Below are 20,222 nucleotides of genomic sequence, written 5' to 3'. Positions count from 1 at the left end.
CACTTCATGGATATCATTACCTCTCATATTCAGACGGATTTTGATGCCCTGGGATCCATGCTAGCGGCGAAGATTCTGTATCCCGATGCCCTGATCGTCTTTCCCGGTTCACAGGAGAAGAGTGTCCGCGATTATCTACTGGATGCTCCATCCCTGGTTCGTGAGGACATGGTGAAGACCCGGCAGCTCGATCTGGATGCCGTATCGAGAATGATCGTGGTGGACACAAGGCAGGCATCCCGGATCGGCAGGTTTTCCCAACTTCTGGGCCGGGAGGGATTGACGGTTATCCTTTATGATCACCATGGCTCGTCGCCCGATGACATTGCCGGGGATCTGGAGTACTGCGAGGAACTGGGCTCAACGGTGGCCCTCATGGTCAAGGTTCTCAATGAGCGGGGGCTGCGGCCTCCCCCTGAGATTGCCACGGTCATGGCCATGGGCCTCTATGAGGATACGGGATCTCTTCTTTTCCCCTCCACGACGCCGGATGATTGCCTGGCGCTGGCGGCCCTGATGACCTGGGGGGCGGATATGGATCAGGTCGCACGGACGATTTACCGGGAGCTCAGTGCGGAGCAGGTGGATGTGCTGGACCAGCTGATCAAAAACATCCGCACGCTGGAGGTCAACGGCCTCCATGTCCTTGTTTCGAAGGCCTCTTCACCAGGTTACGTGGAAGACTTTGCCATCCTGGTCCACAAATTGAGGGCCATGTATGCCGCGGATGCCCTGTTCGCACTGGGGCAGATGGGCGATCGCATCTATCTGGTGGCCCGGAGCTCCCAACCGCAGCTCAATGCGGCGCAGGTCGCCGCGTTCTTCGGCGGTGGCGGCCATGCGTCGGCGGCGGCGGCTTCCCTGCGAGACCTGAATCTTCATCAGGCGGAGACGTCATTGATTCGGCATATCCGGGCGGAAACGAGGCCCCTCCTCTCCGCCCGGGAGATCATGACCTTCCCGGTCAAAGGGATCGATCTCGACGAAAGCATCAACAGGGCAAGCGAACTCCTGAACAAATACCATATCAACGCCCTGATCGTGAAATCTTCCGATGAACGGATCCGCGGGATCGTGACGCGCCAGGTGGTCAGCCGTGCCCAAGGCCATGATCTGGGGGCGGCAAAGGTCAGGGACTACATGATCCGGGATGTCCGGACCGTTCGCCCGGAGGCTTCCGTGGGAGAGATCCGCAGCCTCGTGATTGACGGGAATCAGCGACTGGTTCCGGTCGTTGAGGACCGCAAGGCCGTGGGAGTCATCACCCGTACGGACCTGATGAGGATCCTCCACGAGCGGATGACAAAGATTGAGCAGGGCTCATCGGCAGGGGTTCCAGGAAAATCCGTACGGTACCTTCTCCGGGAAAGAATGCCGGAGAATATCTATGAACTGCTGAAAAAGGCGGGAGAGCTGGCCGAGACCATGGGATTCCATCTTTTTCTTGTGGGAGGGATTGTCCGGGACATGGTGATGAGGGTCGATAATCTGGATGTGGACCTGGTGGTGGAAGGGGACGGCGTGGTGTTCGCCAGGGTTCTGGGAAACGCTTTCGGCGCCAAGGTCTCTCCACATGAAAAGTACAAGACGGCCGTGATCCGCCTTCCCGGGGGGGTGAGAATTGACGTGGCCACGGCAAGGCTGGAATATTACCGGATGCCCGGCGCATTTCCCGAGGTGGAGGAATCCAATCTGAAACTGGATCTTTCCCGGCGGGACTTTACGATCAACACCATGGCCGTGGCCTTGAATCCCCAACGGTTTGGCGAGCTGATCGATTACTTCGGCGCCCAGCGGGATATTCGGGAAAAGAAGATCCGGGTCCTGCACTCCCTGAGCTTTGTCGAGGATCCTTCCCGGATTCTCCGGGCCGTTCGATTTGAGAAGCGTCGCGGCTTTTCCCTGGGCAAGCAGACGATCTCCCTGGTTTCCTCTGCCGTTCACGCCGGTTTCCTCCGGAATATCCCGGGAAGAAGAATCTTTCATGAAATGAGGCAGATCCTCCAGGAAGAGGATCCGATCCGCTGCATGGACCGGCTCCGGGAATTGAAGGTGCTTGAGGCGATCCATCCGGACCTGATTTTCGATGAGCCGATGCGGGAGGCCTTCCATGCGGTTCGAGAAACGCTCCTGTGGTTCCGCCTTCTCTACACCCGCGAAAAAGTCCGGGTCTGGTTCCTCTACTTTCTGGCGATGACGGAGTCCATGGATCCTCAAACCGTCGTCGCTCTCGGGGATGCCTTCGGATTGAGGAGAGAAGATGCCGAAATCCTCCTTTCCTCACGGGAGAAGGTTCGGGAAATCATGCGAAGAATGGCGTCCCTGCCTGACATTCTGCCGTCGCAGGCGGTCGACATCCTGGAAAAAGCGTCCCTGGAAGAAATTCTGTACGCCATGTCGCGATCCAAATCTGCCAGCTTCAAAAAGATCTTTTCCACCTACGTGACAACGTGGCGGAACTACAGACCGCCGATTTCGGGCCGGGATCTTCTGGCTATCGGGTTTTCCGGAAACCGGGAGCTGGGCGCCTGCCTGAAGGAAATCCGTGACCGGTGCCTGAACGGGGAAATCCGCGATTTTGCCGGTGCCCTGGCGTTTGCGCAATCCCGGCTGGCAGAGACCCGGGGGGAGCGATCCCCGGGGGAGCCGCCTCGGGTCTGAGAGGCTAGAAATGGGTCAGGGGTCGCTTCCCGATGGAAAAGACATTGAAGCCCAGCTCAAAACAGCGTCGGGGGTCCAGAATATTCCGGCCGTCAAAAATAAAGGCTGGCTTCTCCGCCTGACGGTAAAGCCGAGCATAATCGAGTTCGCCGTAGAGCGCCCACTCGGTCATGATCGCGATGGCATGGCATCCCCTGGCAGCCTCGTAGGGATCATCCACAAAATGGACCGTGCCCCGGGCGTCGGCCAGATCGATTCTGGCGTTATCAAGGGCTTTGGGATCCGTGATCACGACCTCGGCCTGTTCTTCCAGAAGCCGGCGGGCGACGTAAATGGCCGGGCTTTCCCGCGTATCGCCCGTGTTGGCCTTGAAAGCGAACCCGAAAAGGCAGATCCGCTTGCCTGACAAGGTGTTGAACATGGCGGTCAGCATGTTCCTGACAAACCGTTCCTGCTGGTAGCCGTTGATTTTTATGACGCCTTCCCAGTAATCGGCCACGTCCTCGAGGCCGTAGTATCGGCAGAGATAGACCAGGTTGAGAATATCCTTCTTGAAGCAGGAGCCCCCGAAACCGATGCTGGCATTCAGAAAGCGGGAGCCGATGCGGCTGTCCGTCCCGATGGCCCTTGCCACTTCGGATATGTCGGCCTCCGTCTTTTCACAGAGGGCGGAGATGGCATTGATGGAGGAAACCCGCTGGGCCAGAAAGGCGTTGGATACCAGCTTCGAAAGCTCACTGCTCCAGATGTTGGTGGTGAGAATCTTCTCCCGGGGGACCCAGTTTGCATAAATTTCAACCAGCGTGTTTCTTGCTTTCAACCCCTCTTCCGTCTCCCGGGAACCGATGAGAACCCGATCCGGGTTTTTCAAATCATTGATGGCCGTTCCTTCGGCAAGAAATTCCGGGTTGGAAAGGACGTCAAACCGGACATGGTTTTGCGATGTGTTGAGGATGCGCTCCATGGCCTGGGCGGTGCGGACCGGGAGGGTGCTTTTTTCAACGACGATTTTCGGCGAAGTGGAGTGTTCCAGGATCTGGCGGGCCGTCTTCTCCCAGTACTGAAGATCCGCAGCCATGCCGGCTCCCGTTCCGAAGGTCTTGGTGGGCGTGTTGACGCTGACGAAGATGATCTCGTTTTCCTGGATGCCATGTTCGATGTTCGTACTGAAAAAGAGGTTGCGGTTCCGGGTGGCCTTGACGAGCTCATCGAGGCCCGGTTCATAGATCGGCAGGACATCGGAATTCCACTGGGCGATGCGGTCGGGGTTGATGTCCACAATCGTCACTCTGTACTGCGGGCACTGGTGGGCAATCATGGCCATGGTGGGGCCGCCGACGTAACCGGCGCCGATGCAGAGGATATGCTTTTCAAATGTCATAAGACTCCATCCTTGGAATGAGTTGAGGAGATTCCGTCAACGGGGTTCAACCCAGCCTGTTCCGGAAATAGGATATCGCAAGTTCCAATCCCTTTTCAAGCGAAGTGCCCGGCTGCCAGTTCAGAATCCTCCTGGCGAGAGAAATCTCCGGCTTCCGTTGGATGGGATCGTCCTGAGGCAGGGGCAAAAAAAGAATCCGGGAAGATGAGGCCGTCATGGCGAGAATTTTTTCGGCAAGCTCGAGAATGGTGAATTCCACCGGGTTGCCCAGGTTGACCGGTCCTGAGATTTCCGGCGGTGTGTTCATCAACCGGATCAGGCCTTCGACCAGGTCATCGACATAACAGAATGACCGGGTCTGCGAACCGTCGCCATAAATGGTGATGTCCCTTCCTGTGAGGGCCTGAATCATGAAATTGCTGACGACACGGCCGTCATTCAAGGCCATGCGGGGGCCATAGGTGTTGAAAATCCTGGCGATCTTCGCATCCACGCCATTCTGGCGGCGGTAGTCCATCATCAGGCATTCCGCGGCCCTTTTCCCTTCATCGTAACAGCTGCGTATCCCGATGGGGTTGACCCGCCCCCAGTATGCTTCATGCTGGGGATGGACCTCCGGATCACCGTAGACCTCCGACGTGGACGCCTGAAGAATTCTGGCTTTAACCCGCTTGGCGATCCCCAGGGCGTTGATGGCGCCCATGACGTTGGTTTTGATGGTTTTAATGGGGTTGTGCTGATAATGAACGGGAGAAGCCGGACAAGCGAGATTGTAAATCTGGTCCACCTCCAGGTAGATGGGCAGGGTGATGTCGTGACGGATCAGCTCGAATCGGGGATTGCTGACCATGTGAAGGATGTTGTCCTTGCTGCCGGTGAAAAAATTGTCCAGGCAGAGGATATCATGACCCTCAGCGAGCAGCCGCTCGCAGAGATGGGACCCAAGAAAGCCGGCTCCACCGGTAATCAATATGCGCATGACGATGCCTGCAGGGATGTTTCCGTTGATTTGTGTTCAAGACTCTTCAGAAGCTGTTCGGGACGCTTGATTTTACGCCGATATCCTTATAGCATCAGCACCAAAATGTAAAATCTTTTTTATGTCAAATATCGTGCCAGTGTTGAGACTTTCATCGACCCGTCTGCCGCCTTGATGTTGTATCCGAGCGATCATGGGATGAACCTGTCTCATCGGGAATATCTTAAAAGGGAATAAAGTATGCAAGAATCAGGAAAACTTTTCGTTGTGGCGACACCGATCGGCAATCTGGAGGATATCACCCTCCGGGCGATCCGGGTTCTCAAGGGGGTCTCTCTGGTTGCCGCCGAGGACACCCGGAGAACCCGCACGCTCTTTGAAGCTTATTCGATCAGCACGCCCCTGATCAGCCTTTATGAGCACAATGAATTCAAAAGGAGCCGGACGTTGATGGATCGGCTCAAGGAAGGCCATGATGTGGCCTACGTCTCTGACGCGGGAACCCCCGGGATCTCCGATCCGGGTTTTGTATTGATTCGCCAGGCCCTGGAATGCGGCATCCAGGTGATTCCCATCCCGGGGGCGTCCGCCTGTATCGCGGCCCTGTGCGTTTCCGGTATTCCAATGGATTCCTTTGTTTTCATGGGGTTCCTGCCTGCCAGGGGAAACAGGCGGAGGGAGTTGCTGGCTTCGTTACACAATGAATCACGGACAATGATTTTCTATGAAGCTCCCCACCGATTGCCGGCTTCCCTGGAAGACATCGGTTCTGCTTTCGGCAACCGGGAGATCGTGATTGCGCGAGAGCTGACAAAGCTTCATGAGGAGATTTCACGGGGCAGGCTGCAGGACCTTCTGGCCGGCCTGCGCGACAGGCGGATCAAAGGGGAAATCACACTGGTCATCGCGGGGCGGGAGCCGGAGTCCAGGGCCTGGTCTGACGAAGACGTTCGAAGCCTCTATTTCCGGCATCGGGAGGAAACCGGTTTGTCCGATCGGGATGTCGTGGACCGGATCGTCGAAGAAACGGGAATATCCAGGAAGCGGGTTTATGCAATTGTGATTGCCGTCATTTCTGAAAATCCCGGACCTGATCGCTGAGGCGTTTCCTTCGCGGTTCCCGGAAGGATGGAAATTGGGGGCTTCAGCGATAATGTATTGAACTAAGTGGATATCTATGATAATTTCCTGAAGAATTCGGGTTTTAACCAGAGAAGGGCATACGGAAGAATTGCAGGGTCAGCGATCATAAAAACCGGAGAGTAAAGGGATGAGCGGAGATTCAGAGGTTCCGGAATTCAGCAGGGGCGGGGAATTCGCCATAAATAAAGGCACGATGAAACAGCATCTGCCGGGGCCTGGGGACAGGATTTATGATCTTAACGAGATCGTTGAGGACTCCCGGACAAAAATTTATGATCTCAACGATGTTGTCGAGGAGCCGGATATTTTGCGGAACAGGGAGCCTCATGAGGTCCTGGTGATCGATGGCAGAGGCTATGAAAAGGAACCACCGCCGGCAGATATCATCCATGATCTCGTCGATGCCATAGAAGAAAAGCCGATCCTGGATCAGCCCCATGGCCTTTCGCAGGAAGAAGTGGGGAGACTGATTACGGAAACCGTTGAAAAAATGGCCCGGGAAATGATTCCGGTCATTGCGGAAAGAGTCATTAGAGAAGAAATCGAAAAATTGAAACAGGATTCTGAGGAGGAGGCTGTATAGTATGATATACCGAAGCAGAAATGTTATCTTTTCCGTGCTGTTGGTGACCGTGCTGATTCTTTCGGGGTGTGGCCCGGCAAAATCGGCCGCTGTGTTGAAAGACGGCAACAGGGAAGAGGTTCATCGGATTGCCGTGTTCCCCGTTTTCAATGAGACTTCTGATCAGCAGGCCGCCCGGCTTTTGAGGGAAAAGATCCAGAACGCCCTTTACTTCAAGGGATATCCCAAAATTATGGCCCAGTTTGTTGATGAGACATTGAACGGCGAACAGGTTAAGGAGCCGGAGATACAGGATAAAGCGGAATGTTCCCGGGAACTGGGAAGGCAGATGCAGGTTGACGCCGTTCTTTATTGCGACCTGCAGGAAAGCCGGACCCATTATTATTGGCTCTATTCGCCTCTGTCCGTTTCCGCTGTTTTTGAATTGCGGAGCGCCAGAAGCGGCCAGTTGCTCTGGCGGAGTTCCTACAGCACCATCAAGAGAACCTATGGCCTGTCAAAGGATTCCCTTCGGTTAAAGGGCGCCCAGGTCTATGAAGACGCGATTCAGGAACTGGTTGATCAGGCGATGAAGGGAATCCCTGACAGTTCCGAGGTTCTTGGGTGAATTGGCGGACGGACGGCTTTGTGATGGAAGGTGATGGGCTTCCGGATCAATATTAAAGCGGATTTTCTATCGGAAATCCCATCGGGTTCTTTATCATTCCTGACGGAAATTGAAAGGGGCCATTCTTTACCGATTTCTGCAACGGGGGAATCGCCGATCCTCGAATGAATATACCTAATATTTTAACTCTGCTGCGCATTATTCTCACCCCCGTGTTGGTCATCTTTCTGATGGAAGGCTCGTATTTCAAGGCCCTCATCGTATTTGCCGTTTCCGGTCTGTCCGACGGGCTGGACGGATTTCTGGCGCGCACTCTGAAGCAGCAGACGAAGCTGGGGGCCTATCTGGATCCCATTGCCGATAAAGCCCTGTTAACCAGCAGTTTTTTGACGCTCGCCATCCTGGGAATTCTTCCCGGGTGGCTCACCGTCGTCGTCATCAGCAGGGATTGCATCATTTTGCTCGGCATTGCGGTTCTGTCCTTTATGTCCATATCCGTTGAAATCCGCCCCGCCTTCATCAGCAAGGTCACCACCATGTTACAACTTCTGACGGTGCTGATGGTGTTGATGGTCCATGGCCTGGCCGGCGGAGGGGAATACAGCGGAATGTATCTGATGTACTGGGTAACCGCCCTGGTGACGATTCTATCCGGAATTGTCTATTTGATCCGTGGCATTCGCTTAATCAATTCTCTGCAGTAGGGCCTTTTGCAACGGGCTTTGTGTGCGGGATACTGAACGGGTAAACCTGTCAGATGGCAGGCCGAGAAATCTTTTCCCGGGTTCTCTTCCCGAGGGATGGGAAGAAGGCGGGAAAAAGCAAAGGAGTTTAGTTTTTGCCTTGACAAGAGACCGATTTGTTGTTAGGTATTACGCCCTGTTTGGCGGTAAGATAAGCGTGAAGGCACGTAGCTCAGGGGGAGAGCGCCATCCTGACGCGGTGGATGTCCAGGGTTCAAATCCCTGCGTGCCTACCATTTTTTACAATGCAAGCCTGCAGAGCGATTCGTCTCACCGACTCAAGAAGATATGATCTGTTGGGAAAGGGCATCCGCAAAGATAACGCGCTGATGCCCTTTCTTTAATAAAGGGAATTAAAGAGTCCTTAACCTGGATGTTAATATTGGGATTATGAAGGAAATCAAGATTGTTTTACCCGATGGATCAAAGCGGGCTTATCCGGAAGGAGTCACCGTAAAGGAAGTCGTATCTTCCTTGGATCCGAGAGTGCTTGCTGTGACCGTAGCGGCCAGATTCAACAGGGGCCTCATTGACATGAACCGCTCGCTCACCGAGGACGGAACACTGGAACTGGTCGATGTCGCGTCCCGTGAAGGTCTGGAAATTCTTCGGCACAGCATATCTCATGTGATGGCTCAGGCCGTTCAGGATATTTTCCCCGGGGTGCTGGTCAGTATCGGTCCGGCCATTGAAGACGGCTTTTATTACGATTTTGAATATGACAACACCTTCACCCTGGAGGATCTCGAAAAAATAGAAACCCGGATGCAGGAAATTATAAAGGAAGATCTTCCGTTTATGCGGGAAGAGGTTTCCCGCGGGGAGGCCATATCCTTTTTCCAGGGCAAGGGCGAGTCTTACAAGGTCGAGCTGTTAAAGGATCTGCCCGAAGAGGTGAAAACCGTCAGCCTTTACAGGCAGGGCGGCTACACCGATCTCTGCCGGGGGCCTCACATCCCCTCGACGTCCATGATCCGTGCCTTCAAGCTTCTCAACGTCGCCGGCGCATACTGGCGCGGAGACGAGCGGAACAAGATGCTCCAGCGTATCTATGGAACCGGTTTCGCCACGCGGAAGGATCTGGAGGAGTATCTCCGGATTATCGAAGAGGCCAAAAAGCGGGACCACCGCAAGCTGGGAAGGGATCTCGATCTTTTCCAGGTCAGCGAAGAGGCGGGAGCCGGGCTGATCATCTTCCATCCCAAGGGGACCATGCTGCGCACCCTGATAGAGGATTGGGAGAGGAAGGAACATTTGAAGCGCGGGTATGGCATGGTCATGGGGCCTCAGATTCTGAAGGTGGATCTCTGGAAGAAATCCGGCCACTTCGATCACTATCGGGAAAACATGTATTTCACCGAAGTGGAAGGGCAATCCTACGGGATCAAGCCGATGAACTGCCTTTCCCATATGCTGATTTACAAATCCAAGATGCGGAGCTATCGGGATCTTCCCCTTCGCTACTTTGAGCTTGGCACAGTCCACCGGCATGAAAAGACGGGGGTTCTGCACGGCCTGATGCGTGCGCGGCAGTTTACCCAGGATGACGCCCACATCCTTTGCACCCCGGAACAGCTGAATTCGGAAATCCGGGCCATCGCGGATTTTGTCGGCTATGCCATGAAAATCTTCGGGTTCGAATATGAAGTCGAATTGAGCACCCGGCCGGGAAACTCCATAGGGACCGACGAGGACTGGGACTTGGCGACTTCCGCTCTGGAGAACGCCCTAAAGGACAACGCCATGAGCTATGATATCAACGAAGGCGACGGCGCGTTTTACGGCCCCAAGATTGATTTCAAGCTCAAGGACGCGCTGAAGCGAAAGTGGCAGTGTGCGACTATCCAATGCGACTTTACCCTGCCGGAGAGGTTTGATCTCACGTATGTCGGGGCGGATGGCGAAAAACATCGGCCTGTGATGCTTCATCGCGTTATTCTCGGTGCGATTGAGCGGTTCATGGGAATTCTGATCGAGCATTACGGCGGGGCCTTTCCCCTTTGGCTGTCTCCGGTGCAGGCCGTTCTCGTTACGGTCACGGACCGGCACATCCCGTATGGAGAAACGGTCTGTTCGCAGCTTCTGGAAGCCGGGATTCGCGTGGAGTCAGACTTTCGAAACGAGAAGCTGGGTTATAAGATTCGAGAAGCTCAGACCCAGAAAATACCGTACATGCTGGTGATCGGCGACAAGGAAATGGCGTCGGGGCAGGTCGCGCCCCGAGAGCGTGGCGGGGACAATCTGGGAGCCATGCCGGTTTCTTCCTTTATTGAGCTTGTGCAGGATAGGTGCAGGCGGTATTTGTAATGCGGACGGAAGCGCCATGCTTCAGCGGCAGGGGAAGGAAATCCAGGTATATTCTTTTAACGATGCAGGAGGTGTCCAATAGCTAAGGATCTGAAGATCAATACTGAGATCAAGGTGCCCGCGGTCAGGGTGATCGGCCATACGGGAGAGCAGTTGGGGATATTGACCCTGGCTGAGGCGCTGGCTGAAGCGAGGAAAGAGGGATTGGATCTGGTGGAAGTCGCCGCCACTTCCGCGCCGCCTGTCTGCCGGATCATGGATTACGGAAAGTTCAGGTACCAGCAGAGCAAGAAGCTTCAGACGGCCAAGAAAAGCCAGAGCACCATCCAGGTAAAGGAGATTCGGCTGAGACCGAAAACTGAGGAGCACGATCTTCAAGTCAAGGTCAAGCATATCAAAAAGTTTCTTGAACAGCATGACAAGGTAAAAGTGAGCGTCCTGTTCCGGGGAAGGGAAATCGCCTTTACGGAGATCGGGCGTAGGCTCCTGGAAGAGATAAAAAGTGTATTGGGTGACAGCTGCACCATAGATCAACAGCCGAAACTGGAAGGCAGAAGTATGGTGATGGTTTTATCCCCTAAGAAATAGCGGATCATGACATAGCGGGGTTTTCGTTCCTTTCCGGGATTTAGGGGCAGGGAATCCTGTTTGCCGTGTTTTATTTGATTGTACGATATTCTAACAGACTGAACTGCCTCTGCGGGCAGCTTGGAGACCAAGGGGAGAAGAATGCCGAAACTAAAAACACACCGTGGCGCTGCGAAGCGCTTTAAACTGACCGGCAGCGGAAAAGTCCGGAGGCACCATGCCAATGCCAGCCACATTCTGACGACAAAAACGACAAAGCGTAAAAGAAACCTGAGAAAATCCGCCATTCTTGACAAAAGGGATGAAAGGCAGATTAAACGACTGATTCCCTATCTGTAGGAGGCGCCGTCTTTTCGGAGCCGAGGAACAGGGAGTGGAATTACACATAGGAGGCTTAGGATCATGCCTAGGGTTAAAAGAAGTGTTACCGCCAAGAAAAAGAGAAGAAAGATTTTCAAATTAGCCAAAGGGTTCTTTGGTGCGAGGAGCCGGTTGCTGCGGACGGCGACGGAAGCCGTGGACCGGGCTTTGAGTTATGCCTTTCGGGATCGCAGGGTACGGAAGAGGGAATTCAGGAAGCTATGGATTGCCAGAATCAATGCCGCTTCGCGCGCACAGGGTCTGACCTACAGCCGGCTCATGGACGGCTTGAGAAAGGCCAATGTAGAGATTGACCGAAAAGTGCTGGCCGATATCGCCATTAATGACCCCCGCGGGTTTTCGGAAATCGTTCTTCTCGCAAAGCGTGAGCCTGTTTCATGATTGAAGATCTGGAGAAACTGCGGAAGGAGGCGGAGACTGAGATAAAGGCGGCGAAAGCCGAAGCGGATCTGTCTGCCGTAAGGGTCAAATTCCTGGGAAGAAAGGGACTGCTGACCCAGTATCTGCGCAATTTAGGCCAATTAAGCATCGAGGAGAAGCAGCTTTACGGGAAGCGGGCAAACGAGATCAAGGACATCCTGGCTTCAAGCTTTGAAGAAGCCCAGGGGGCCCTGGCCGCTCTGAAAAGGGAGGACGCCCTTCGCAGAGAGGCGATTGATGTCACGCTGCCCGGCAGGCGCAGCGGCTATGGCCGGATCCATCCGGTTACACAGGTTCTCGAAGAAATTTGTGCCATATTTTCAGGAATCGGTTTTTCCATTGTTGACGGGCCGGAGATTGAAAAGGATTATTACAATTTCGAGGCTCTGAACATCCCCAAGGATCACCCCGCCAGGGACATGCAGGACACGTTTTATATCGAGGAAACGGTCGTGCTGCGTACCCATACCTCTCCCGTTCAGATTCGGATCATGGAGAAGCAGGCGCCCCCGGTGAGAATCATTTCTCCAGGGCGCGTGTATCGCCCGGATTCCGACGTTTCCCATACGCCGATGTTTCATCAGGTTGAGGGCCTGCTGGTCGACAGGGGCGTCACTTTCGGCGACCTCAAGGGCATTCTCGACGCGTTTCTCAAGCAGATCTTCGGGGAGGAAACGGTGATCCGCTTCCGGCCCAGCTATTTTCCCTTTACGGAGCCCAGCGCAGAGGTGGATATCCGGTGCGTCATGTGCAAAGGCAGCGGCTGCCGCATATGCGGGCAGAGCGGCTGGCTGGAAATCCTCGGGTCGGGCATGGTAGATCCTGCCGTTTTTGAGAATGTCGGTTATGATCCGGAAGAGTTTACAGGGTTTGCCTTCGGCCTGGGAGTGGAGCGTATTGCCATGCTCAAATACGGGATTACCGACATCCGCCTTTTCTTTGAGAACGAATGGCGGTTTCTTCAGCAGTTTTAATAACAGGGTGGTATCTCATTCGTGAGTAAAAGATCATTATGCAAGTAAGTTTAAGATGGCTTAAAGACTATGTGGACATTGATCTGACGCCCGCCGAGGTTGCGGACTGTCTGACCATGACCGGCCTCGAAGTTGATGCGGTGCGGGAAGTTGGACCCTCCTTTACTCATGTCGTGGTGGCGAAGATTCTGTCAATCCGCCCCCATCCCAACGCCGACAAACTTCACCTGTGTGACGTGACAACGGGAGCTGAAACCCTGCCCATCGTCTGTGGAGCGGACAATATCCACGAGGGTGATGTTGTGCCCCTGGCCAGGGTGGGTGCGACCATTCCGGGAGGTTATACCATAAAGCGTTCAAAGCTGCGTGGCGAGTACTCGGATGGGATGCTCTGCTCCGAGGAGGAATTGGCCATCGGTGAAGATGCGACAGGCATCATGATCCTGTCTCCCGATCTTCCCCTGGGAGGCGACCTTGCCGAGGTCCTCGACTTGAAGGATACGGTCTTTGACATCGGAATCACGCCAAACCGTTCCGACTGCCTCTCCATGATCGGCATCGCCCGGGAAATAGCCGCTCTCACCGGCCGGACGGTCCGTCTGCCGGAGATCCGCTTCCAGGAAAGGGATGAAGACATCCAGGGGCTTGCTTCGGTGCAAATCCTTGATCCCGATCTCTGCCCGCGTTATACGGCGCGCATGGTCCGGAATGTAACGGTGGGGCCTTCCCCCCTGTGGATGCGGTTGCGCCTTGAAGCCGTCGGGCTTCGTTCCATCAGCAATGTCGTCGATGTGACGAACTTTGTCATGATGGAACTGGGGCAGCCCCTTCATGCCTTTGACTACCGTTTTCTGGAGGAGAACCGTATCGTGGTCCGGCGGTCAACGCAGGGAGAGCGATTCGTCTCCCTCGACGAAAAGGAGCGTATTCTCAAGGCCGACACCCTGATGATCTGTGACGGCGTCAAACCGGTGGCTATTGCCGGCATCATGGGGGGATTCAATTCGGAAATAAAGCCGGATACACGGGATATCCTCCTGGAAAGCGCCTACTTTACGCCCTCCTCCATCCGGCGCTCAGCCAGGGATTTGGGCATGAGTACGGATGCGGCCTTTCGCTTCGAGCGCGGGATTGATCCGGAAGGCCTTGTTCGGGCGCTGGACAGGGCCGCCCAATTGACCGCCCAGCTCTCTGGAGGGTCGATCTGCAGGGGAAGGATTGACGAACATCCGAGGCAGGTAAAGACCGTTGAGGAAATTTCCCTGCGCTGCGGTAGAGCCAATGCTGTTCTGGGAACGAAGATCCCTGCGGCGGACATGGCGAAAATCCTGGAAAATCTGGGTATGGAAGTCAGCCGGAAAGAGGGCGGAGAAGAGGAATATCTGGTCAAGCCCCCCTCCTTCAGAGTCGATATTACCCGCGAGATTGATCTCGTGGAAGAAATCGCAAGAATCCATGGCTACCATCATATCCCGGTGACGCTCCCTCTCGCGGGGATGGTTCCGGCTCACAGGAGTTTAAGAAGAGTCCTCGAGGAAAAGATTCGGAACCACCTGACAAGCAATGGATTATCTGAAGTCATTACCTACAGCTTTATTTCTCCAGATGCCGCTGATATCCTGGCGCTGAATGTTGAGGATGAGCGCAGGAAGGTCGTTTCGATTTCAAATCCGCTGACGGAAGAGCAGTCGGTCATGCGGACCACCTTGATTTACGGCCTGCTTAAGGTGATGCGCGAAAATGTCAATGCCGGGGATTATAATCTGAAGATTTTTGAGTTCGGCAAAATCTTTCTGCAGGGGAAGCCTGGAGAACTGCCCACGGAGAAGAAGCGGTTGGGGTGTCTTATGACAGGCATGCGGGATAATGAGTTGTGGTCTTTGGGAGAGCCGGGTGTCGATTTCTACGATTTGAAAGGCTGCGTTGAGAGCCTGACCGACAGCTTGGGGCTGAAGGGGGTTCAGTTCCGTTCAAAGGCGCTCGAGACCTTCCTCCATCCGGGCAGGGCCTGTGGAATTTTTCTCGGTGAAAAATCCATAGGGTTCATGGGGGAGGTTCATCCGGATGTGCTTTCCCGCATGGATTTGAAGAACCGCGCCCTGGTTTTTGAATTGGATGTAGATGCCATCTCCGGGGAGGTTCCACAGAGTGTCACCTACAGGGAGTTTTCACGTTATCCGGAGAGCTCGAGGGATGTTGCCTTCGTCATCGATTCGACCATGGAAGTGGGTGACATGCTGGATATGGCCCTTTCAACAGGTGAAGATTTGCTTGAAAGAGTCCGTATTTTTGATGTATATGCCGGTGCTGGCATTCCTGAAGGAAAGAAGAGTCTGGGGTTGAGGTTTACGTACCGGTCCTTTACTGCGACATTAACGGATGATACGGTGAACCGGGTTCACTCAACGATCGTTCAACGGATCGTTGACCGGACGGGAGCTCAGATCAGATGATTGGCGCCAGAGCATCTGTACCATTTCAAGGAGGTCTCAAATGACTAAGATAGATATCATTCAGAATGTATATGAAAAATTGGGTTTTTCCAAAAAAGACTCGGCCCGCATCGTCGAGTCTGTTTTTGATATCATTAAGGAAAGTCTCGGGCGGGGTGAAAAGATCAAGATATCCGGTTTCGGTAATTTTGTCGTTAAAGAGAAAAAATCGCGAAGAGGAAGAAACCCGCAGACCGGAGATGAAATTTCCATCTCAGAACGCAGGGTTTTGACTTTCAAATCCAGCCAGGTCCTCAGGAAAGCGCTCAACGATTGAAGTCTTCAGGAAAAATGGTATGCCTTAACTTCGGAAAGCCGGGCAGGCCTTTTCGATTCAACTCACCGTTCATTCAGGTGTTGAGGCAGGGGAACTGAAAACATCATTTTTTTATCTGATTTCTGAAGATCGGGATCAGCGACAAAATTCATAATGAACGATGTCCTTCCCCCGGAAAAAGCATATTTCCGCATCAGCGAAGTGAGCCGAATTCTTGGGGTTGAGCCTTCTGTCCTCCGCTACTGGGAATCGGAATTCAAGTCCGTGCGGCCGGTTCGGACAAAAGCCGATCAAAGGCTGTACCGGAGACAGGATGTTCAAGAACTGATGACGATCAAGACCCTCCTCTACGAAGAGTTCTTTACGATAAAAGGTGCGAAAAGACAGCTTCTTCTGCGGAAGCGGGGACGCGAGGCTCAAGCCGGCGAAACGGATACGGCTCGGAAGCTGGCGGAAATCAAGACGGGATTGACACAACTTCGGGAGTGGCTCAAAGAATAATAAAACAGATTTTTTCCCTCACCGTGCCACAGTGAGGCATCTTCATACAGGATGTCGAGGCGCACACCGCGCCTGTCGAACGATTTTTTCCTCAGCCCTTTGAAAAATGCGGAACCCGGCGGGACCAGGCTGTGTTTTCAAAGGGCTTTATTGTTGACTATGGCCGGATTTTTCACCGGCCGATCAATCAAGAGATTATTTTTTCTTGGAAGCCCGCTTGGAGGCCTTCAGCGGGTTGATCGCCTGGACTTCCTTGATTTCGAGCTTGACATGGGAAGCGCTGGGACATTTTCCCTTGAGCCATTTGATGGCAGGCTCGGGATAGAGTTTGCAGTAGTTTCCACTTTCAAATTCAACGATCTTATTGCATCCGAGGCAACTGTCGATAACGGGTTTGCAGGAACCGCCGGCATAGCTGCACCCTTTTTTGGTCATGAATCCGCAGTCGGTTCCCGGTTTGATTGTTGAACAAAGCATTTCTCTTACCTCTTGAGCTTTATTTAATATCCAAGGGCGTGATCACTAACAGAACAATCGGGGCCTGTCAAGCAAAACTTGGCGAGTCCTTTCCCGGAAGAAAATTTTTGTAAGCCTCAGCCGAATTCATTGACTTCATGGCAGTTTCGTGCTAGCAAGCTGTGTTGCGGAAATTAAGGGATCTTTGTGATGAAATCTTCCCGGCTGGTTTCAATTTTTTTGCGGTCCCTCTTGATCCAGGCGTCCTTTAATTTCTGGAGAATGCAAAATCTGGGTTTTGTCTATGCCCTGATTCCTTTTATCCGGTTGCTGAACCGTGATCGGGGGCGCACGCAGGAGTTGCTGGTGCGGCACCTGCAATTGTTTAACAGCCATCCTTATATGACCGGCCCCATTCTTGGCTCGGTTGTTCACATTGAAGAGGAAAACCTGAAGAAGCAATCCATCCAAAATGAAGATGCCGGCACCTTGAAAAACGCCCTTTGCGGACCCTACGCGGCTATAGGGGATTCATTTTTCTGGGGAGCGTATCGTCCGCTGTCCGCCTTGGCCGGCGTGCTGCTGGCCGTTCATGAATCTGTTGCCGCGCCTCTGATTGCCTTCTGCATGTACAATTCGGTGGCTTTATGGGTGCGATGGAAGGGATTTACCGAGGGCTACCGATTGGGTAAAATGGGGATCGATTTTGTGCGGCGCTTGGACCTTCTCGGGAAGGCAAGGAAGATCCGCTGGATTTCCCTGTCCTTTCTTGCCCTTCTGGCGGCATTCATCGCCTCGAAAGACGTTGCGGTTTCCCTTGTTCCCCTGGTGCGGATCGGCATGAAAATCGGGGTGCTTTTCTGTATCCTCTTGTGCTTCTGGGCCGTCAAGAAGGGGGTGTCTCCCGCGCACATTCTGTACGGGATGGTGGTGATCGTTTTCCTTCTGTGCACAGTAAAATGACTGAAATTCGGACGTTTGAACTGAAAAATAAACTGGGTCTTCATGCCCGCGCTGCGGCAAAACTTGTAAGTGCCGCCAGAGGATTTAAGTCAAAAATTGTTCTGGAAAGAGATGGTCGGGAGGTTAATGGAAAAAGTCTCCTGGGCATCCTGACCCTGGCCTGTCCTCAAGGAAGCCGGGTGACGGTCCGGGCGGAAGGTGCCGATGCCCTTCAGGCCATAGAAAGTCTCGAAGGGCTTTTTGAGGATAAATTTGGTGAATCATGAGCATAACGGACGATGTTAAAAAGACGTTCGTGTTGAAAGGGATCGGTGTTTCCCCGGGGATCGCCTGTGGGAAGGCTTTCCTCTTTGATCCGCTGGGAAGTGATCTTTCCTTGTACAAACTGAGTGACACATCCCTGATCCCTCAGGAAATCAAGCGCTTTGAAGCCGCTTTAAAGGAGTCCGAGAGGGAGCTCCGTGCCATCAAGGATGGCATTCATGGCAAGATCGGTTCCGAGCCCCTGTATATTATTGATGTCCATCTTATGCTGTTACGGGATCAGGCGTTCATCCGCCACACCGTCGGGCATATCAAGGAATCGTGCGTCAATGCCGAATGGGCCGTCCGAATGACCCTGGATCAATACCGGGAATTGTTCGACCGGGTGGAGGATGAATATATCCGCAGTCGATTCAGTGACATCCAGTATGTGGGAAAGCGAATCCTCCGCAATCTTTCGGGAGAAAAGAGAACGCCCTTTTCCGAAATCCGGGAAGAGGTTATTGTTGTGGCTTCGGATCTTTCTCCGGCTGATACGGCCCAGATGATGGTTCACAAGGTCCTGGGATTCGCCACGGATATGGGTGGCAAAACATCCCACACCGCCATTGTCGCCCGTTCGATTGAAATTCCGGCCATTGTGGGTCTGCAGAACATCACGCGCGTCGTTAAAACCAATGACGACTTGATTATTGATGGAACATCGGGGCTGATTATCGTTAATCCCGATCCGGAAGTGGCCAGGCGTTACCAGGAGAAGAAGAAGCATTATGAGCTCGTTCAGGAAGATTTCCTGAAATATGCCCGGCTTCCGGCCATGACGAAAGATCGCTGCCGCGTTGATATCGGCTGCAACATAGAATTTATTGAAGAAATCCCTTCAGCGGTTCTTCATGGCGCAGAAGGAATCGGCCTTTATCGGACGGAATTCATCTATATCAACCGGGATCGTCTGCCGACAGAGGAGGAGCATTTTGCCCATTACCGTCAGGTCGTCGGAATCGAGGGACTGGCCTGGTCGACGATTCGGACCTTCGATCTGGGTGGCGATAAGTTTACCTCCGATCCGAAACTGGCCAAAGAAATGAACCCTCAGCTCGGACTGCGGGCCATACGTTTCTGTCTGAAGGAAGTCGAGCAGTTCAAGGTGCAGTTGCGGGCCATTATCCGCGCCGGCGCCTTCGGCAAGCTCCGGGTCATGTTCCCCATGGTTTCCGGCATCGAGGAGATCCATGAAGCCAAGCGCATCTTCGATATCGTCAAAGGGGACCTGATTGAAGAACATGTTCCCATCGGCCGCGATATTGAAATCGGGGTGATGATTGAAGTGCCTTCCGCGGGCATCGTTGCGGAAGAATTGGCGAAGGAAGTGGATTTTTTCAGCATCGGCACCAATGATCTGATCCAGTATGTCCTGGCGATCGACCGGATCAACGAGCGGGTCGCTTACCTCTACGAGCCCCTTCATCCTGCCGTGTTAAGGCTCATCGCACAGATTACAGCCGCCGGGCACCGAAACGGCATCCGCGTGGCGATGTGCGGCGAGATGGCGGGGGAACCCCTCTACGCGCTGATTCTTCTTGGCCTTGAACTGGATGAGCTGAGCATGAATCCCCTGGGGATTCCCCGGATGAAGAAGATCATCCAGAATGCCACCCTGCAGGAATCCCGCGAACTGTTGAATAAAGTCCTTGCATTCAATTCCGCGACGGAAATACGCGATTATGTGGAGCATTACATGAGGAGGCGGTTTCCCGAGGAGTTCCAGGGGGCTGGACAATAGGGACGCCCGTCGCGGTACAGAGCATCCCCCTTGGCTCCTTCTGCTGGAATCATTTGCCAGGCAGGATGAGCCCTGATTCCTGCTGACGCTGATACTCTCTGACCTCGGAGAGCATTTGTTTCAGCGCCTGCTCCATGGCCTGCGGGAATTTATCCATGGCTTCGCTCAGGGATTTTGCCTCAATAGGGCCCTGAAGAGGCAGGGGGCCCTGTGGAGACATGACCTGGGCCTGACCGATGAAGAGGGCCGCTCTGGAAGAATCCTCCGAGCCGTCCGGTTTTACGGGGATGAGCACGCGGATCGAACCGACCTGCATATCCGTGAAGGAGTCTTCCCGGTAGAGGTTGTTCTGATTGAATTCAATTTTATTCAGCGGTACTTGAGTAAATTTATCCACAAAATTCCCTTTCCTCAGATGATTTTCGCATTGCCTTCAGCGTCCTGTGGATGTTATCCGCCTGCGCATCACGTTCAATGGATGATAAGAAAGGTTAACCCTAAAGGAAACTCTGCAGCCCGTCAAGATATTTTCAATCCCTGGCGGAAGGCGGCGCTCCAACCTCACTCCACCTTCCCCGAGTCTGGCCTGCGAACGTTCGCCCCCCCGGAGTCCTTTCCCGATCTTCTTCTTCCCTGATCCTGGGAAACCTGGACCTGTTGACGATGACGCTGAAGGAAATGCGGTTAGGGAATGCCCTGCCGCTTCGGGGCATTTTCGG

The 20,222-nt window shown here is 53.7% G+C and carries 20 protein-coding genes and 1 tRNA gene; 17 read left to right on the top strand and 4 right to left on the bottom strand.

The genetic code is table 11. The annotated features are described in order from the left end of the window. Window positions 1-6 precede the first annotated feature (6 nt). The gene (locus AB3175_RS11070; RefSeq protein WP_367361003.1) at window positions 7-2,661 is read left to right on the top strand and encodes a CBS domain-containing protein; all 2,655 of its coding nucleotides are present in this window, start codon (window positions 7-9) and stop codon (window positions 2,659-2,661) included. A gap of 4 nt (window positions 2,662-2,665) precedes the next feature. On the opposite strand, the gene AB3175_RS11065 is transcribed toward AB3175_RS11070, so the two are convergent. Further along, window positions 2,666-4,042, bottom strand: a complete 1,377-nt coding sequence (locus tag AB3175_RS11065) for a nucleotide sugar dehydrogenase (protein ID WP_367361002.1) — start codon at window positions 4,040-4,042, stop codon at window positions 2,666-2,668. A gap of 46 nt (window positions 4,043-4,088) precedes the next feature. Continuing rightward, window positions 4,089-5,021, bottom strand: coding sequence for a UDP-glucuronic acid decarboxylase family protein (locus AB3175_RS11060; protein WP_367361001.1), 933 nt, complete (start codon window positions 5,019-5,021; stop codon window positions 4,089-4,091). 240 nt (window positions 5,022-5,261) lie between these two features. On the opposite strand from AB3175_RS11060, the gene rsmI reads away from it, so the two are divergent. From rsmI to AB3175_RS10995, 13 genes are all read left to right on the top strand, one after another. Beyond that, complete coding sequence (gene rsmI / locus AB3175_RS11055; RefSeq protein ID WP_367361000.1) at window positions 5,262-6,122, top strand: 16S rRNA (cytidine(1402)-2'-O)-methyltransferase; 861 nt, start codon at window positions 5,262-5,264, stop codon at window positions 6,120-6,122. Between the two features lie 169 nt (window positions 6,123-6,291). Further along, the gene (locus tag AB3175_RS11050) at window positions 6,292-6,747 is read left to right on the top strand and encodes a hypothetical protein (RefSeq protein ID WP_367360999.1); all 456 of its coding nucleotides are present in this window, start codon (window positions 6,292-6,294) and stop codon (window positions 6,745-6,747) included. Window position 6,748: 1 nt separating this feature from the next. After that, window positions 6,749-7,354, top strand: coding sequence for a GNA1162 family protein (locus AB3175_RS11045; RefSeq protein ID WP_367360998.1), 606 nt, complete (start codon window positions 6,749-6,751; stop codon window positions 7,352-7,354). 164 nt (window positions 7,355-7,518) lie between these two features. Next, entirely contained in the window at window positions 7,519-8,058 is a 540-nt protein-coding gene (locus AB3175_RS11040) for a CDP-alcohol phosphatidyltransferase family protein (protein ID WP_367360997.1), read from the top strand. A gap of 200 nt (window positions 8,059-8,258) precedes the next feature. Continuing rightward, a tRNA-Val gene (locus AB3175_RS11035) sits at window positions 8,259-8,333 on the top strand. Window positions 8,334-8,487: 154 nt separating this feature from the next. After that, window positions 8,488-10,404 carry a threonine--tRNA ligase gene (thrS, locus tag AB3175_RS11030; RefSeq protein WP_367360996.1) on the top strand — a complete coding sequence of 639 codons (1,917 nt, stop codon included), beginning with the start codon at window positions 8,488-8,490 and terminating at the stop codon, window positions 10,402-10,404. 78 nt (window positions 10,405-10,482) lie between these two features. Beyond that, window positions 10,483-10,992, top strand: a complete 510-nt coding sequence (gene infC, locus AB3175_RS11025; protein WP_367361035.1) for a translation initiation factor IF-3 — start codon at window positions 10,483-10,485, stop codon at window positions 10,990-10,992. A 141-nt stretch (window positions 10,993-11,133) separates the two neighbouring features. Further along, on the top strand, window positions 11,134-11,331 hold the full coding sequence (rpmI, locus tag AB3175_RS11020; protein WP_367360995.1) for a 50S ribosomal protein L35: 198 nt from the start codon (window positions 11,134-11,136) through the stop codon (window positions 11,329-11,331). Between the two features lie 63 nt (window positions 11,332-11,394). Then, window positions 11,395-11,754, top strand: coding sequence for a 50S ribosomal protein L20 (gene rplT / locus AB3175_RS11015; protein ID WP_367360994.1), 360 nt, complete (start codon window positions 11,395-11,397; stop codon window positions 11,752-11,754). Continuing rightward, a complete protein-coding gene (gene pheS / locus AB3175_RS11010; protein WP_367360993.1) occupies window positions 11,751-12,767 on the top strand; it encodes a phenylalanine--tRNA ligase subunit alpha in 1,017 nt (338 codons plus the stop codon). Before rplT ends, pheS begins: the two co-directional genes overlap by 4 nt. A gap of 38 nt (window positions 12,768-12,805) precedes the next feature. Continuing rightward, window positions 12,806-15,220 carry a phenylalanine--tRNA ligase subunit beta gene (gene pheT / locus AB3175_RS11005; RefSeq protein ID WP_367360992.1) on the top strand — a complete coding sequence of 805 codons (2,415 nt, stop codon included), beginning with the start codon at window positions 12,806-12,808 and terminating at the stop codon, window positions 15,218-15,220. Window positions 15,221-15,260: 40 nt separating this feature from the next. After that, window positions 15,261-15,536 (top strand): integration host factor subunit alpha, encoded by a 276-nt coding sequence (locus tag AB3175_RS11000; RefSeq protein ID WP_367360991.1) that lies wholly within the window; start codon window positions 15,261-15,263, stop codon window positions 15,534-15,536. Between the two features lie 153 nt (window positions 15,537-15,689). Continuing rightward, window positions 15,690-16,037, top strand: a complete 348-nt coding sequence (locus AB3175_RS10995; RefSeq protein WP_367360990.1) for a MerR family transcriptional regulator — start codon at window positions 15,690-15,692, stop codon at window positions 16,035-16,037. 195 nt (window positions 16,038-16,232) lie between these two features. On the opposite strand, the gene AB3175_RS10990 is transcribed toward AB3175_RS10995, so the two are convergent. After that, window positions 16,233-16,514: a PxxKW family cysteine-rich protein gene (locus tag AB3175_RS10990; RefSeq protein WP_367360989.1), complete on the bottom strand. Its 282-nt coding sequence runs from the start codon at window positions 16,512-16,514 to the stop codon at window positions 16,233-16,235. 189 nt (window positions 16,515-16,703) lie between these two features. Between AB3175_RS10990 and AB3175_RS10985 the strand changes: the two genes are divergently transcribed. From AB3175_RS10985 to ptsP, 3 genes are read left to right on the top strand one after another with little or no spacing between them, the layout of a single operon-like run. After that, window positions 16,704-17,456 (top strand): PTS system mannose/fructose/sorbose family transporter subunit IID, encoded by a 753-nt coding sequence (locus tag AB3175_RS10985; protein WP_367361034.1) that lies wholly within the window; start codon window positions 16,704-16,706, stop codon window positions 17,454-17,456. Next, window positions 17,453-17,722, top strand: coding sequence for an HPr family phosphocarrier protein (locus AB3175_RS10980; RefSeq protein WP_367360988.1), 270 nt, complete (start codon window positions 17,453-17,455; stop codon window positions 17,720-17,722). The genes AB3175_RS10985 and AB3175_RS10980 overlap by 4 nt, the downstream gene beginning before the upstream one ends. Continuing rightward, the gene (gene ptsP / locus AB3175_RS10975) at window positions 17,719-19,503 is read left to right on the top strand and encodes a phosphoenolpyruvate--protein phosphotransferase (RefSeq protein WP_367360987.1); all 1,785 of its coding nucleotides are present in this window, start codon (window positions 17,719-17,721) and stop codon (window positions 19,501-19,503) included. The genes AB3175_RS10980 and ptsP overlap by 4 nt, the downstream gene beginning before the upstream one ends. Window positions 19,504-19,552: 49 nt before the next feature. Here ptsP and AB3175_RS10970 read toward each other — a convergent pair whose 3' ends face one another. After that, window positions 19,553-19,900, bottom strand: coding sequence for a hypothetical protein (locus AB3175_RS10970; RefSeq protein ID WP_367360986.1), 348 nt, complete (start codon window positions 19,898-19,900; stop codon window positions 19,553-19,555). Window positions 19,901-20,222: the final 322 nt, after the last annotated feature.

This window comes from Syntrophus sp. (in: bacteria) (genome assembly GCF_040768185.1).
GTDB classification, from domain to species: Bacteria; Desulfobacterota; Syntrophia; order Syntrophales; family Syntrophaceae; genus Syntrophus; species Syntrophus buswellii.
The sequence above is the reverse complement of the archived record's forward strand: the minus strand, read 5'-3'. Positions and strand labels throughout refer to the sequence as shown.

Excerpts from the sequence above, each read along its gene's own strand:
- AB3175_RS11070 (WP_367361003.1), top strand. The coding sequence starts at position 7 with ATGGATATCATTACCTCTCATATTCAGACGGATTTTGATGCCCTGGGA.
- AB3175_RS11065 (WP_367361002.1), bottom strand. The coding sequence starts at position 4,042 with ATGACATTTGAAAAGCATATCCTCTGCATCGGCGCCGGTTACGTCGGC.
- AB3175_RS11060 (WP_367361001.1), bottom strand. The coding sequence starts at position 5,021 with ATGCGCATATTGATTACCGGTGGAGCCGGCTTTCTTGGGTCCCATCTC.
- rsmI (WP_367361000.1), top strand. The coding sequence starts at position 5,262 with ATGCAAGAATCAGGAAAACTTTTCGTTGTGGCGACACCGATCGGCAAT.
- AB3175_RS11050 (WP_367360999.1), top strand. The coding sequence starts at position 6,292 with ATGAGCGGAGATTCAGAGGTTCCGGAATTCAGCAGGGGCGGGGAATTC.
- AB3175_RS11045 (WP_367360998.1), top strand. The coding sequence starts at position 6,749 with ATGATATACCGAAGCAGAAATGTTATCTTTTCCGTGCTGTTGGTGACC.
- AB3175_RS11040 (WP_367360997.1), top strand. The coding sequence starts at position 7,519 with ATGAATATACCTAATATTTTAACTCTGCTGCGCATTATTCTCACCCCC.
- thrS (WP_367360996.1), top strand. The coding sequence starts at position 8,488 with ATGAAGGAAATCAAGATTGTTTTACCCGATGGATCAAAGCGGGCTTAT.
- rpmI (WP_367360995.1), top strand. The coding sequence starts at position 11,134 with ATGCCGAAACTAAAAACACACCGTGGCGCTGCGAAGCGCTTTAAACTG.
- rplT (WP_367360994.1), top strand. The coding sequence starts at position 11,395 with ATGCCTAGGGTTAAAAGAAGTGTTACCGCCAAGAAAAAGAGAAGAAAG.
- pheS (WP_367360993.1), top strand. The coding sequence starts at position 11,751 with ATGATTGAAGATCTGGAGAAACTGCGGAAGGAGGCGGAGACTGAGATA.
- pheT (WP_367360992.1), top strand. The coding sequence starts at position 12,806 with ATGCAAGTAAGTTTAAGATGGCTTAAAGACTATGTGGACATTGATCTG.
- AB3175_RS11000 (WP_367360991.1), top strand. The coding sequence starts at position 15,261 with ATGACTAAGATAGATATCATTCAGAATGTATATGAAAAATTGGGTTTT.
- AB3175_RS10995 (WP_367360990.1), top strand. The coding sequence starts at position 15,690 with ATGAACGATGTCCTTCCCCCGGAAAAAGCATATTTCCGCATCAGCGAA.
- AB3175_RS10990 (WP_367360989.1), bottom strand. The coding sequence starts at position 16,514 with ATGCTTTGTTCAACAATCAAACCGGGAACCGACTGCGGATTCATGACC.
- AB3175_RS10985 (WP_367361034.1), top strand. The coding sequence starts at position 16,704 with ATGAAATCTTCCCGGCTGGTTTCAATTTTTTTGCGGTCCCTCTTGATC.
- AB3175_RS10980 (WP_367360988.1), top strand. The coding sequence starts at position 17,453 with ATGACTGAAATTCGGACGTTTGAACTGAAAAATAAACTGGGTCTTCAT.
- ptsP (WP_367360987.1), top strand. The coding sequence starts at position 17,719 with ATGAGCATAACGGACGATGTTAAAAAGACGTTCGTGTTGAAAGGGATC.